Consider the following 12,459-nt stretch of genomic DNA (forward strand, 5'->3'; position numbering starts at 1 on the left):
CCGCACGCGGAGACCCGGTGTTTAGTTTTCTAAACGATGCGCGGGGCGAGTGTAGCCGGAACGGGACGGCTGGTGTCAAGTTTTCGGGACGGTTATGCTGGAGGCTGTTACGGAGACGGAACGGTGGTGGGGGCGGCATGGCCGAGCAGGCGGAGGAGCGCAGCTTCGCGCAGCGGCTGGCGCACCTGATCGCGACTGTCCACCCGCCGGACCGCAAGCCCTACTCCTACCGCGAGATCGCCCAGGGCGTCGCCGACGTCACCGGCGTCAGCATGTCGGCCACGCACGTGCAGCAGCTGGCCGTCGGGGCCCGGCGCGACCCGAAGCGCTCGCACATCCAGGCGCTCGCGCGGTTCTTCGGCGTGCCCGTCACCTACTTCTTCGACGACGAGGTCGCCGGCCGGGTCGACGAGCAGGTCGCCGACGTCGTCGCCTGGCGCGACACCCAGGCCCGCGACCTGGCGCAGCGCGCGATGCGGCTTTCCGAGCGCGACCGGCGCACCGTTTCCGCCCTGATGGACCAGCTCGACAGCTACACCGAGGGACGCGATCGCACCCGGCGCGGACGCAAGCCGGAGTGAGCCGGGCGGCTATGCTGGCGACGGCCGGAGCGCCGGGGACCCCCTGGTGCACCAGGCTGGTCCAGCCGCCGATCGCCTCGGGAGGGGACATCGACCCGACCGTGCGAGTGCGCGCTCGCGACCGGGTGCGCGACCTGCTGCGGCACGTGCCCGCGCCGCGGCCGTGGTCGATGAACGCGTGGCTCGACCGGCTGGAACGGCACCGGGGCCGCGACATCGACCTGATCGCGGTCGACTACGCGCCCGGCCAGCCCTCCGGCGCCTGGCGGCGGCACGAAGACTTCGACCTCATCGCGTACGCGGCGGGCACGTCGTCGCTGCACCAGGACCACATCATCGCCCACGAAATCGCGCATCTGCTGTGCGACCATCGCGGCGAATGCGTGCTCACCGACGCCGAAGCGGCGACAGTCGCGCCTGACCTCAGCGCGCACCTGCTGTCGCATCTGCTCACCCGCGTCACCACGAATTCCGACGAGTACGAAGCGGAGCTCATTGCCGTGTTCCTGATGAGCGCCGCCACCGAGGACGGCGCGCAGTTGCGGCCAGGCGCTTCCGGCCCGGCCGCGGACCGCGCGCGGCGCTTCGCGTCGCTGCTGGGATAGCGCGCGGATGATCGACGTTCTGTTCTTCGGGGTCGGCCTGCTCGCCCTCGCGGCCGGGATCTGGCGCGCGGTGCGAGCGCGACGGACCGGCGCGGGCGCGGGGCTGGCGACCAGCCTGATCGCCCTCGGCGTCGCGTTGTGCTTGCTCGCCGACAGTGCGCAGGCGATCGAAAGCCAGCTGTACCCGAGCCTGGGGCGGCTGCTGTCGAACCTCGCGACGATGGTTGCTGCGTACGGCATCGAGGTCACTGTTGCGGAGATCGGTGGCGTGGCAGAGCGTCGACGGCGCGCACGGCTCGGGGCGTTGATTGTCGCGCTTGTCGTGCTTACTGCGTCGTTCTTCGCGACGCGCGGGTTGCCGACAGGTGTCGGGCTCTTCGACGAGCTGTACCGGTCTAATCCGTCGCTGGTCGTCTACATCGTGGTGTACACGCTGTACCTGGGCTTCGCGGTGGCGGACATTGCCGTGGTGTCGGCAGGCGCGGTGCGCGCGGGTACAGGTGCGTTGCGGGCCGGGCTGGGCATCATGCTCGCGGCTTGTGTGTTCGCTTTCGCTTATCTGGTCGGGAAAATCGTCGATCTGGTTAGCGATCTGACTGCCGAACATCCGGTCACGAAACTGTGCCGCGGCGCGTTTTCCACGGTTCGTTGCACACTTGCGGTCGGCTTTCCTGCGGTTTCGGTGCTGCTGATCGTGGTGGGGCTGACGGTGCCGGCGTTGCCCGCGTTGGGACGGGCCGTGCGCGACGCGCGGACGCGGTCGGCGCTGCGGCCGCTTCGGGAGCACCTGGCTTCGCGGTACCCGGACGTCGTCCGCCTCGACGAGGCGTCGGGCACTGGCCGGGAGCGGCTGTTGACCATGATGAGCGAGATCAACGACGGGCTGCTGCTGTCCGGCGTCGGGCCCGAGCTGTCGCCGAACGCGGCTGCGCAGGTGTTGCGCAGTTCGGCCGCGGCGGTGCCGGACGAACCCGCGGAACCCTCTGGAGAGACCGCTTTCGCCGCCGACGTGGCTCGGCTGCGGGCTATCGCGCAGGCGTTCCGAGCGGAGCCGACAGCCGGAGCTGCCAACCCTGCTCCGTGAGCACGACCAGGTGCAGCGCGTCCGCCTGGGCGGTGATCGGCAGCGCGGCGCGCGCCCGTTCGGCGACCTCGGCGCGCTGGTCGTCGGTGCCGCCGAGAGCGATCGTGAGATGCGCGGGCGGGTGCGCCCCGAAACGGCCGCCGTACGGGGGTGCTTCGGGCCAGCGATCGCACACTGCGTCGGAGAGAGGCTGTAGCGCGGGGGCGGCCGCGGCGACGAAGCCAGGCGCGGTGACCACGTCGGTCAGCTGCACTTCTGTCGCCGGAAAACTGGCGGCGAGCTGCCGGATGCCGGCGTCGGTCTGTTCGGTGAGCCGGTCGGCGGGCAGGAACGGGTACAACGCGGTGACGTGCGGCGGAAGGCCGGGCCGGACGAGCCCGGGATCGACGGCCGCTGCGGTTTCGAGCAGGACGGCGGCGGACGGGAGCGTGACGACGAGCGCGCTGGTTCCGGGCGTGGGCACGGCCCCGATCCTGCCGGACCGCCCCCGTCGCGCGGGAAGGGCCCCTCGCGGACCGGAAAGGAAAGGCAACCCTTTCCTTTCCGCTTCTTCCGGGGAATTCCGCTTAACCGAACCCTAAGTCTTCCCCAAGTTCGCCGTCGGCTATTCTCCGCGGTCCTACACTCGGTGGATGAAGATCGTCCTATGGACCGCATTGTGCGGATTGTGCGCCGTCGCCGGCCACGTGCTCCTGGGCGTCGTGGCGGGTTTCCTTCTGCTGGCTTGTGTTCCGCGCCGTCCCGCTCAGGGGCGCCCGGCGCCCGAAAGAGAATTGATCAGCTCCCACGGCTGACTTTCCGGGGAATTCTCCCGGAATACGCGCTTCCCGCGGCCGGCGCCCCTCCTCCCGGCCGCCGTGTCCCGGAATTGTCGGTGCCGTGCGGTACAACGGTGTCCGGCGAACAGGGAGGGAACGATGCATTACGTCGAACACGGTTCCGGCACGCCCGTGCTGGCCGTCCACGGCTGGACGCCGGACCACCGCCTGATGACCGGCTGTCTCGAGCCGGTCTTCGCGCGGCGGCCCGGATTCCGGCGGATTTACCCGGATCTGCCCGGGATGGGCGAGTCGCCCGCTGGCTCCGCGCGCGGGTCGGACGATCTCGTCGCCGCGCTCGAGGACCTGGTGGACGACCTGATCGGCGACGAGCCGTTCTTGCTGGTCGGAGAGTCGTACGGGGGTTATCTGGCGCGGGGCCTGGTGCGTGCGAGGCCGGCGCAGGTGGCCGGGCTGGCCTTGGTGTGCCCGGTCGGGCGTCCCGTGCCGGTGCTGGAGCGGGACGTGCCCGAACACGAGGTGCTGCGCGCCGATCCGGAGCTGCTGGAAAGTCTCGATCCGGAGGAGGCGGCGGAGTACGCGGACATCGCGGTGGTCCAGTCCGCGGAGACGCTGGCGCGGTTCCGGGCTGACGTCGCACCCGGGCTGGCGGCCGCCGACCGGAGCGCGCTGCAGCGGATGCTGGCGGGCTGGCCGTTGTCGGTCGATCCGGAAAGCGGTCCGGCGTACCGGAAACCGGCGCTGATCGTGTGCGGGCGGCAGGACTCGTCCACGGGATTCGCGGAGCCGTACGGGTTGCTGGGGCACTATCCGCGGGCGAGTTACGCGGTGCTCGACCGGGCGGGGCACAACCTGCAGTTCGAGCAGCCGGTGTTGTTCGAGGCGCTGGTGGAGGAATGGCTGGACCGGGTCGTGGAGGGGAATGGTGCGGTGGGGTGAGGTCGGTGGTGGTCGTGCTTGCGTCGGTGGGGTGAGGTCGGTGGTGGTCGTGCTCGCGTCGGTGGGGTGAGGTCGGTGGTCGTCGCGCTCGCGTCGGTGGGGTGAGGTCGGTGGTGGTCGTGCTCGCGTCGGTGGGCACGGTCCGCTGCTCGGCCGCGTGCGCACGGTGCGCCGCTTTGTGGCGGGCGCACGGTGTGCTGCTTGATGGCAGCTGATCCGCCGCTGGTCCGTCTCCAGCTTCGTCTCGCCAGGTCCGCGCGGGCCCACGCCGCCGTTCGCGCCGCCCGCGCGGCATGTCGGGCGCCCCGGTCGGTGCGCCGTTATTCCGTGCGGGGCAAGCGGTCCTGCGCGAGCGGTTGCCGCGAACACTGTTCGATCCGCGGCCTTGGGAACTGTGTTCGAGGCGTGGTCGCTGCGAACACCGTTCGATCCGCGGCCTCGGGAATTCTGTTCGAGGCGGGGCCTCGGGAGCTCTGGTCGTGATGCGGCCTCGGGGACTCCGTGCGAGACGCGGCCCGGTGGGCTGAAGACGTCGATGCCGCGCGAGGCGAGGCACCGAGTGTTCACCGCGGCGTCGTTGATGGGGGTCGCTCCGGCGGCTAGCGTCGGCGCGACTTCTTTGCTGCGGAGGTAGGCATGTCCACTGGGGAACTCAACCGGCGCAACCTGTTCCGGGCCGGCGGCGTCGTCGCGGCGGGTGCGGCGATGAGCATGGTGCCGGGCGTCTCGTTCGCGGAGTCCGCGCCTGGCGCCGGGCAGCAGACGAAGACCGCCACCGGCACGTTCCGCCCGGACGTGCCGGACTGGTACTACCTTCCGGTCGACGTCCCGCGCGGCGTGAAGCAGATCGATGTCGTGTATTCCTACGACAAGCCGTCGGTGCCCGCCGGAACGCGCGGGAATGCTTGCGACATCGGGATGTTCGGGCCGGAAGGACACGAACTGGGCACTCGCCGCGGCTTCCGCGGCTGGTCCGGCGGTTTCCGCGACCGGTTCTCGATCAGCGCCGCCGAGGCGACGCCGGGGTACCTCGCCGGACCGATCACGCCCGGCCGCTGGCACGTCATCCTCGGCCCGTACACGGTCGCGCCGCAGGGGCTGAACTACCGCGTCGACATCACGCTGACGTTCGGCCGCGACACCTCGAAGCCGTTCCAGCCGAACCCGGCCCCTGAGACCGCGCCCGCGCGCGATCGCGGCCGGTCCTGGTATCGCGGCGACTCGCACCTGCACACCGTCCACTCCGACGGCAGGCGCACGCCCGAGCAGCTGGTCGCGGACGCGCGGGCGGCCGGGCTGGACTTCATCGTGTCCACCGACCACAACACGTCCAGCTCGCAGTTGGTGTGGGGCAACTACGCGACCGACGACCTGCTGATCCTGAACGGCGAGGAGGTCACCACGCGGTCCGGGCACTGGCCCGCGATCGGCGTCCCGGCCGGAACGTGGATCGACTGGCGCTACCGCGCGGCCGACCCGCGCGACTTCCGGCGGTTCACCGACCAGGTACACCTGGCGGGCGGTCTCGTCACCGCCGCGCACCCGTTCGCGAACTGCTTCGGCTGCACCTACGAATTCGCGTACGAGATCGCCGACCTCGTCGAGGTCTGGAACGGGCCGTGGACCGCGGACGACGAAGCGAGCGTCACGCACTGGGACGGCCTGCTGCGCGGCGGCCGGTTCATCCCGGCGATCGGCGATTCCGACGCGCACAACCCGGACCAGACCGTCGCGCTCCCGCACACGGTCGTCCAGGCGGACCGGCTCGGCCGGGCCGAACTGCTCGCCGGGCTCAAAGCGGGCCGGTCCTGGCTCGCCGAATCGAAGGACGTGCAGCTCGACTTCTCCGTCTCCGGTGCGGGCCGCACCGCGGGCATCGGGGGACGGCTCGTCGCGGGCACCGGCACGCCCGTCGAGGTGCGCGCGGTCGTTCGCGGAGTGCCCGGCACGACCGTGACCTTCCTCGACCAGCTCGGCCCGGAGCACAGCGAGACCGTTCCGGAGTCCGGCGCCGCGACCGTCACGTGGACGACGTACCCGCGCTACAGCCGCTGGGTCCGGGTCGAGGTGCGGCGTCCGTCGGGCGGCCCGAAGACCACGACGCCGAACGCCATGGTGGCCATGTCGAACCCGATCTTCCTGGGCGCGCCCGACGCCGGCTGACCCGACCCGAGCGCCTCGCGACCGAGACGCCCGGGCAGACTGTGCACCAAAGTGGGCAGTGGGGAAGGGCGGGCACGGGTGCGCGGGTGTGGCGTGCGAGCGGCGATTCTTGCGGTCGTCGTGGCCCTCGCGGCGGTGGTCGTCGTGGTGGTCATGTTCTCGAGCAGTGACGAGGTGAAGACCCCCGGCTGCACTGTCGCGCTGCCGAAGGGACCGAACGACGCTTCGGCGCCGCAGTACACGCTGCAGCCGGAGCCCATGAACAACGCCGCGATCATCGCCGCTGTCGGCGTCAAACAGGGCCTGCCCTCGCACGCGGTCACGGTCGCCCTCGCGACTGCGCTGCAGGAGTCGAAACTCCGCAACCTGAGCGGCGGCGACCGGGACTCGATCGGCCTGTTCCAGCAGCGCCCGAGCCAAGGCTGGGGCACGCCCGACCAGCTCCAGGACCCGGTCTATTCGGCGACGGAGTTCTACAAGAAGCTGGCGAAACTCGACAACTGGCAGACGATCCCGATCACCGAAGCGGCGCAGGCCGTGCAGCGCTCCGGCGCCCCCGACGCGTACGCCCAGTGGGAAGACGAAGCCACCGCGCTGACCGGCGCGCTGACCGGCCAGCACCCGGCGGCGCTGACCTGCCGCAACCTGACGCTGAACCCGCCCGCGAACCTGGTGACAGTCGCGAACGCCGAACTGGGCACTGCTCGCCTGAGCGGCGCGCACCCGGCCGCGGAAGGCTGGCGAATCGCGAGCTGGCTGGTGGCCCGGGCGGCGAAACTGGGCGTGGACCGGGTGAGCTTCGCCGGTCAGACGTGGACGGCGGAGTCCGGCGCTTGGGCTGCGGATGAGAAGGCTGGGCAGAATCTTTCGCTGCATCAGGCGCCGGCCGCGCCGCCTAGCTCGAACTGATCGGACGGGCCGGGCCGTCGACGGCACGCGGGGCGAATCCGGCCAGCCGCCCGGCGGACGCGGGCAGCCCGCTGAGTGTCCGACCACTCTGGGCACTCTCTGCCGCGCTTCCTGAACGCCGCGACCACCGGTATCCGGTCAATTTCCGACGGTAGCGCCAGGACTTCGACATCGGATGCCGGGGCGCTGGCAACTGACGTCGTCGGCAGGCGCTGCGCTCCGAGCGGGAAGCACTTTCGGTTCCCGCGGTCTCGGCCACGCAACGGCTCGCGTTGCCAAACCGGGGGAAACCGCGCCCTTCAATTCTTTATTCGGCTGGATTCGACGGTCGGGGCAGCTATTTGCGGCGATTTCGTCCGCAGGAAAAACGCTGTGCGACCGCCGTCGCTTCGACGGAAACGCCATCGCTCGCCTGCCGGTGATTTGGCCTTGTGCCAACAAGATTCCGAGGCAACGGCTCTGCTCGCGACGCGGTGGAGATCGTCTCGGCGGCGTGGTTGAATGGCCGCCGGGTGCGACATCTGGATTGCCCGTTTCAGGTATTCACTGTCGAAGGCGGAAAAATGAACAGAACGCTGCCGGTGCGATTCCTTCCCATGGCCGTTCTGGCGTCTCTCGCAGCGTGCGGCTCCCCGGAAAGCAGCGTCGGAGCGGCGAGCCCGGCACCTCCGGTCGGCAGCGTGTCGATGCCGCCGTCCGCGAGGAACTTCACCGGCGCGGATCTGTGCGCCTTGCTGACCGATGCGGACAAGCAGGCCCTCGGCCTGACCGGTCCGGGCGAGGCTTGGGACCGGCCGTACAAGATGGGCGGCAGCCGCCGTGCCCGATGCCGGTGGACAGGCGACGACGCCGAGCTGAACCTCGCCTTTCACGACGCCGACCTCCCGAAAGACAGCGGGTTCCTGACCGAGGTCGAGGTGAGCCGGGAACAGATCCGCGGGCGCGACGCCAAGGTGGTCGCGTTCCGGCAGGCGCCGATGAATTGCGACGTCCTGGTGAGCCTGCGCCCGCTGGCCCACCTGAGCGCGGACTCGACTCCGGTCTCCGATGCGCCGGATCAGACCGAGAACTGCGCGTTCGCCAGGCGGGTCGCGGAGGCCGCCGCTTCGAGGATCTCCGGCTAGCGGAGGCGGCCGCTGTCTGTCGCCGGGCTACTTCGGAACGACGAGGATCTTTTCCCGGCCGAGCTGTGTGCCCGAGTCGACGTACACGGTGACCTCGCCGTCGATCCAGCGGACCAGCAGATCGTCTGGGTGGTCGTTGCCGTCGTAGTTTCCCGCGGCGAGAGTGATCGCGTTGGTCCACAACGTATTCGGCGGCTGGACGCGGTGTTCGCCGTGGAGACCGGTGTCGTCGATGTCGGGGTAGCCGGTGACCTCGCCGTCCACCCAGCGGACCATGAGGTCCCAGGCGTCGTTGCCGGAGAAGTCACCGCTGGTGATCGCTCGGGTGTTCTTCCAGAGCTCGTTCGGCGCGGCGAGGGTGTTTCTCCCCGTGGAAACCGGCTTGGTCAAGGTTGGGATAGAGGGTGAGTTCGCCGTCGGTCCAGCGCGCGATCAGGTCGTTGCGCCGGGGGTCGGCGACGCTGAACCTGCCGCCGGTGATCGACACGGCGTTCTTCCACAGGTCGTTCGGCGCCATGAGCTGGATTTCGCCGTGCAAGCCGGACTGGTCCACTCCGGGGTAGAGCGTCAGCTCGCCGTCGACCCAGCGGACGAGCAGGTCGTCGGTGGCTCGGCCGGCGAACCTGCCCGCGGTGATGCTCGCGGCGTTCTTCCAGAGCTCGTTGGGTGCGGCGAGGGTGTACTCGGTGTCGAACCGGGCATCGCCCGCGGCGTGGTGGAGGCTGACTTCGCCGTCCTCCCATCGCACGACCAGGTCGCTGAATTTGCTGTCGAGCTTGCTTCCGGCCGCGAAATTCCCCGGCGCGATGCCGCGTTCGTGCTGCCGCCACACCCAGGCAGGCGGCAAACCGCCCGCGGGCGGGCTGGGAACCGAACCGGCCACGGCGGTGTCGTACAGCTTCCGGGCATCGGCGCCGAAGCAGGAACTGTAGGACTCGTTGTCGCTGGGGCCGCCGTCGTGGAAACCGCCGATCACGCCGATGACATCGCCGGTGCTGCCGTTGAAGTTGGTGATGAACGGCCCGCCGCTCGTGCCGCCGCTGTAGCCGTCGCACGAGATCTTCAGGAAGTCCCCGGGCCACGGTCCCGGCGAGCTGAACTTCGTCGTGGCCGACGTGCAGCGCAATGGCCGGGGTGCGTCGCCCGGGTAGCCGACCAGATGCACGGAGGGATGATCGAAGCCCGCGTCGGTGCTCAGCCGCAGACCGCCGACGACGTCCTCGACGTTGCGGCCGCCTTGCGGCTCGAGCTCCAGGAACGAGACATCCCACCGCGCGGCCTTCTCGTTGCCGAGATTCGCATACCGCGGGTCGGTCCAGATGCGGCGGGGCTTGACCGCGAACAGGCCGAACGGCTCCTGGCCGGCTCGCGATTGCGGAATGAAAGCCAGGGGCTTGTCCGTTTCCCCGACCAGGCAATGCGCCGCGGTCAGCAGCAGATTCCGGCCCGGGCTCGACACCACGCTCGCGGTGCAGAACCGGTCGCCTTTGGCGGTGACGAGCTGTCCGGTCACCGGGTAGCCGTCGAACGGCTCGCTGCCAGTGGGGATCCGGTTCCCGGGAGCGGCCGCGCCGTCCACGCCGTGTCCGGAGACGACTGGCTTGGCCTTCGCCAGACGCGCGGGCGTCCAATACCGTGCCGCTTCCTCCGCGCGCCACCCGTTGATCGGGTAGTACTTATCGAACCATTGCTGCCATTCCTGATTCGGCGCGGTCGCCGCCGGCGCGGGCTTGCGCTCGTTCTGCGCGGCGGTCGCGGACGCGGTGGCCGCTTCCTCGGCAGCGGAAACGCTCGCTCCGGACAATGCCAACGCCAGGAAGACCGAGAACCCGCTCGCGGCCGCCATGCTCCGCGAAACTCGGTTGATCGCCATGCTCCGCACCCTCCCCGTGCTCAGGCGATGCCCCGTTTTCTCCCCGACCGGGACAGCCTCAGCCTCTCGCGAGTTCGCCGGCCCGCGCTACCTCGGGATACCGGTCGACACGCTCGACGGGCACCTGGATTCGCCGCTTTCCGCTGCCGGTAAACCAGGCGTTCCCGCGGAATTCGAGTATTCCGATGGCGTCGGATGCAGGAATCTTCAGGTGCTTCGCCCTCGACGGACAAAACTGCTCGCGGCCGTGATTCACCTGATTGCCGAGTTGTAGAGCTGGGCGATGTCGTCGTCGAAGTAGGCGCTGTAGGAGACGTCCGGGGTGGCGCCGCCGGTTTGGTAGCCGCCGATGGTTCCGATGACGGTGCCGGTTCCGGTGTTCGGGTCTTGGTTGACGACCCACGGGCCGCCACTGGTGCCGTCGGGGAAGCCGGGGCAGGCGACTCGTTGCTGGAAGGCGTCGGACTGGGTCGTGGTGCCGGTGCAGACGACTGGTTGTTCGGTGCCGTCGGGGTAGCCGGTGAGGGTGATCGTGTGCGAGAAGCCCTGGTTCGTGCCCAGCTGGTTGGCGCCGGTGAGGCTTTCGAGGCTCGCGGAGCCGGGCTGGGCGACCTTGAGGAACGCGAAGTCGAGGTCCTGATCGGACGAGGACTTCCACCCGTCTGCGGTGATCGCGGCGGTGACCTGCCAGGTGCCGTACGGGGCGATGCCGTCGTGGTAGCCGGGCTTGAAGGTGACGCCGGAGATGTCGCCGCTGACGCAGTGCGCGGCGGTGAGGAGCAGGTCGCCGGCAGGGCTGTGCACGACGCTGGCTGAGCAGAAGTGGTTGCCGCCGGAGAAAAGCGCGCCGACGGTCCGGCTGGCCGTCGCGGATGCGCTGGGGGAGGTGCCGTTGTCGCCGGTGGCGGAAGCGCCGGGCGACGTGCCAGTGCCGCCGGTGGCGGGAGCACTGGGGGAGGCACCGGTGTTGCCGGTCGAGGTGGCTGCCGCCGTGCCGCGGGAATCATCGCCGGTCGAGACGGCGGGGGTGCCCGTGCCGCTCGGCTGGCTCGCCGGGCCGGTGACGTCAGCGGTGTCGACGACGGCGTTGGCGCCGCCGGTCGCCACGATCGCCGCCGCCGCGCAGACGATCAGCGCTGTCCGGGAAACGTTGACTCTCACGCTTCAAGATGACCATGCCGACGCCCGCCAGGCATCCCGTGCGGCCGGATGCACAGCAACCTCACAGCGCTTGCACATCGCCTCACAGCAGGGAATTCGATCTGCTGCGCCCGGAATTTTCCACCCTCGCGGGGGTGGGTGAACGGGTGCGCCGCGAGGTGGCGACGGCCCGTCGCGCGGTGCTTTTGCCGCAGGCAGGGGTGACCGGCCGGCCTGGGGGACTGGCCGGTCACCTGTCTGTTGCGCGGGCAGCGTGCTGGGCTCCGCCGAGCCGAGTTGTCGTCCGTGTTGGCGGTCTGTTCGGCAGACGGGGCATCACCCGGACGGACGCGCTGAGCACCTGACCGCTCGGTGGTTGACGCGACCGGGCCGGGCCAGCGCGAGGCAGTGACCCTCGCGAGCCGTATTCCGGACGCGAGCGCGGCTGCCTCGGCTTCGGTGGAGGGACGCCGGTTCAGCGGCATCCGGGCAGGCGACGCGGTGCCAGGCCGGGCTGGCGATCGTCCACGCGGCGGGGTGGCCGATGCGTCAGGTGCGGCCGGGCTGCGGTTCGCGCTGGGTTGCGGCCTGCTCAATCGGCGGCGCGGCCCTCCGGCAGGGGTTGGCCATCCGGCCGGATGGCCAACCCCTTGACCCGGATGCGTGACGGCGAGCGGCAGACTCGCCTAGCCGGGCACCACCGCCGAATCGGATCGGGTCACCCTTGTGCCGCGGGCTTTTCCGGGCATCGGCTACTCACCCGCCGCGGGAGTGTGGGTGACCAGCAGGGTCACGCCTGCTTCGCCGTCGCAGTCGACCATCACCGGGCCGACTCCGTTGCCGACCTTCGTGGTGATTTTCGCTGTTGCCTTGAAGGCGTCCGGGTTCGCGTCGACGATCTTGACGTCCTTGAGGATCTGGTGACCCGGGAATCCGCCGATCACCTTCTTCAGGCCCTTGCCTCCGCCGCAGTTGCCGGTGAGCGTGATGTCCCCGCCGGGGGCGGCCGGGTTCGGGTCGATCTTCACGGTCGCCCGGGCTCCCTCCGGCGGCTGCTCGGCGGGCGGCTGGGCAGCAACAGCGGCAGGAGCGGCGGCCGCTACGGGCGCAGCCGGATGATCGCCGGTGGCCGCCGCGGCGACTCCGATCGTTCCTCCGGCGATGACGGCCGCCGCGAGTGCCGTGCCGACGACCAGGCGGCCGTGGCGCAGAACCGAAGACTTCACTGACATTCCGTTTCCCTCCCTCGAAGTGTCCATTGA

13 protein-coding genes are annotated in these 12,459 nt (G+C 70.2%); 8 read left to right on the forward strand and 5 right to left on the reverse strand.

What is annotated here, in order from left to right; genetic code table 11:
* Nucleotides 1–137: 137 nt before the first annotated feature.
* From AB5I40_RS00325 to AB5I40_RS00335, 3 genes are read left to right on the forward strand one after another with little or no spacing between them, the layout of a single operon-like run.
* On the forward strand, nucleotides 138–581 hold the full coding sequence (locus AB5I40_RS00325) for an XRE family transcriptional regulator (RefSeq protein WP_354745888.1): 444 nt from the start codon (nucleotides 138–140) through the stop codon (nucleotides 579–581).
* Complete coding sequence (locus tag AB5I40_RS00330; protein ID WP_370936382.1) at nucleotides 578–1,186, forward strand: hypothetical protein; 609 nt, start codon at nucleotides 578–580, stop codon at nucleotides 1,184–1,186. The genes AB5I40_RS00325 and AB5I40_RS00330 overlap by 4 nt, the downstream gene beginning before the upstream one ends.
* Nucleotides 1,187–1,193: 7 nt before the next feature.
* Nucleotides 1,194–2,270 carry an MAB_1171c family putative transporter gene (locus AB5I40_RS00335; protein WP_370936384.1) on the forward strand — a complete coding sequence of 359 codons (1,077 nt, stop codon included), beginning with the start codon at nucleotides 1,194–1,196 and terminating at the stop codon, nucleotides 2,268–2,270.
* Here AB5I40_RS00335 and AB5I40_RS00340 read toward each other — a convergent pair.
* A complete protein-coding gene (locus AB5I40_RS00340) occupies nucleotides 2,212–2,733 on the reverse strand; it encodes a 2'-5' RNA ligase family protein (RefSeq protein WP_370936385.1) in 522 nt (173 codons plus the stop codon). The two genes, AB5I40_RS00335 and AB5I40_RS00340, sit on opposite strands and share 59 nt — an antisense overlap.
* A gap of 169 nt (nucleotides 2,734–2,902) precedes the next feature.
* Between AB5I40_RS00340 and AB5I40_RS00345 the strand changes: the two genes are divergently transcribed.
* From AB5I40_RS00345 to AB5I40_RS00365, 5 genes are all read left to right on the forward strand, one after another.
* Nucleotides 2,903–3,064, forward strand: coding sequence for a hypothetical protein (locus tag AB5I40_RS00345; protein ID WP_370936386.1), 162 nt, complete (start codon nucleotides 2,903–2,905; stop codon nucleotides 3,062–3,064).
* A 123-nt stretch (nucleotides 3,065–3,187) separates the two neighbouring features.
* A complete protein-coding gene (locus tag AB5I40_RS00350; protein WP_370936387.1) occupies nucleotides 3,188–3,988 on the forward strand; it encodes an alpha/beta fold hydrolase in 801 nt (266 codons plus the stop codon).
* Nucleotides 3,989–4,624: 636 nt separating this feature from the next.
* The gene (locus AB5I40_RS00355; protein ID WP_370936388.1) at nucleotides 4,625–6,151 is read left to right on the forward strand and encodes a CehA/McbA family metallohydrolase; all 1,527 of its coding nucleotides are present in this window, start codon (nucleotides 4,625–4,627) and stop codon (nucleotides 6,149–6,151) included.
* A gap of 93 nt (nucleotides 6,152–6,244) precedes the next feature.
* A complete protein-coding gene (locus tag AB5I40_RS00360) occupies nucleotides 6,245–7,060 on the forward strand; it encodes a hypothetical protein (protein ID WP_370936389.1) in 816 nt (271 codons plus the stop codon).
* A 563-nt stretch (nucleotides 7,061–7,623) separates the two neighbouring features.
* On the forward strand, nucleotides 7,624–8,184 hold the full coding sequence (locus AB5I40_RS00365) for a DUF3558 family protein (RefSeq protein WP_370936390.1): 561 nt from the start codon (nucleotides 7,624–7,626) through the stop codon (nucleotides 8,182–8,184).
* A 27-nt stretch (nucleotides 8,185–8,211) separates the two neighbouring features.
* Here the strand turns inward: AB5I40_RS00365 and AB5I40_RS00370 are convergent, their stop codons facing one another.
* From AB5I40_RS00370 to AB5I40_RS00385, 4 genes are all read right to left on the reverse strand, one after another.
* Nucleotides 8,212–8,448: a hypothetical protein gene (locus AB5I40_RS00370; RefSeq protein WP_370936391.1), complete on the reverse strand. Its 237-nt coding sequence runs from the start codon at nucleotides 8,446–8,448 to the stop codon at nucleotides 8,212–8,214.
* A 40-nt stretch (nucleotides 8,449–8,488) separates the two neighbouring features.
* Complete coding sequence (locus AB5I40_RS00375; RefSeq protein WP_370936392.1) at nucleotides 8,489–10,057, reverse strand: serine protease; 1,569 nt, start codon at nucleotides 10,055–10,057, stop codon at nucleotides 8,489–8,491.
* Between the two features lie 252 nt (nucleotides 10,058–10,309).
* Nucleotides 10,310–11,218 (reverse strand): serine protease, encoded by a 909-nt coding sequence (locus AB5I40_RS00380; protein ID WP_370936394.1) that lies wholly within the window; start codon nucleotides 11,216–11,218, stop codon nucleotides 10,310–10,312.
* Nucleotides 11,219–11,949: 731 nt separating this feature from the next.
* Nucleotides 11,950–12,429 (reverse strand): hypothetical protein, encoded by a 480-nt coding sequence (locus tag AB5I40_RS00385; RefSeq protein WP_370936395.1) that lies wholly within the window; start codon nucleotides 12,427–12,429, stop codon nucleotides 11,950–11,952.
* Nucleotides 12,430–12,459 lie beyond the last annotated feature (30 nt).

Origin of the sequence: Amycolatopsis sp. cg13 (genome assembly GCF_041346965.1) — a bacterium.
In the GTDB taxonomy this organism is placed as follows: Bacteria; Actinomycetota; Actinomycetes; order Mycobacteriales; family Pseudonocardiaceae; genus Amycolatopsis.

Excerpts from the sequence above, each read along its gene's own strand:
- AB5I40_RS00325 (WP_354745888.1), top strand. The coding sequence starts at position 138 with ATGGCCGAGCAGGCGGAGGAGCGCAGCTTCGCGCAGCGGCTGGCGCAC.
- AB5I40_RS00335 (WP_370936384.1), top strand. The coding sequence starts at position 1,194 with ATGATCGACGTTCTGTTCTTCGGGGTCGGCCTGCTCGCCCTCGCGGCC.
- AB5I40_RS00345 (WP_370936386.1), top strand. The coding sequence starts at position 2,903 with ATGAAGATCGTCCTATGGACCGCATTGTGCGGATTGTGCGCCGTCGCC.
- AB5I40_RS00350 (WP_370936387.1), top strand. The coding sequence starts at position 3,188 with ATGCATTACGTCGAACACGGTTCCGGCACGCCCGTGCTGGCCGTCCAC.
- AB5I40_RS00355 (WP_370936388.1), top strand. The coding sequence starts at position 4,625 with ATGTCCACTGGGGAACTCAACCGGCGCAACCTGTTCCGGGCCGGCGGC.
- AB5I40_RS00365 (WP_370936390.1), top strand. The coding sequence starts at position 7,624 with ATGAACAGAACGCTGCCGGTGCGATTCCTTCCCATGGCCGTTCTGGCG.
- AB5I40_RS00375 (WP_370936392.1), bottom strand. The coding sequence starts at position 10,057 with ATGGCGATCAACCGAGTTTCGCGGAGCATGGCGGCCGCGAGCGGGTTC.
- AB5I40_RS00385 (WP_370936395.1), bottom strand. The coding sequence starts at position 12,429 with ATGTCAGTGAAGTCTTCGGTTCTGCGCCACGGCCGCCTGGTCGTCGGC.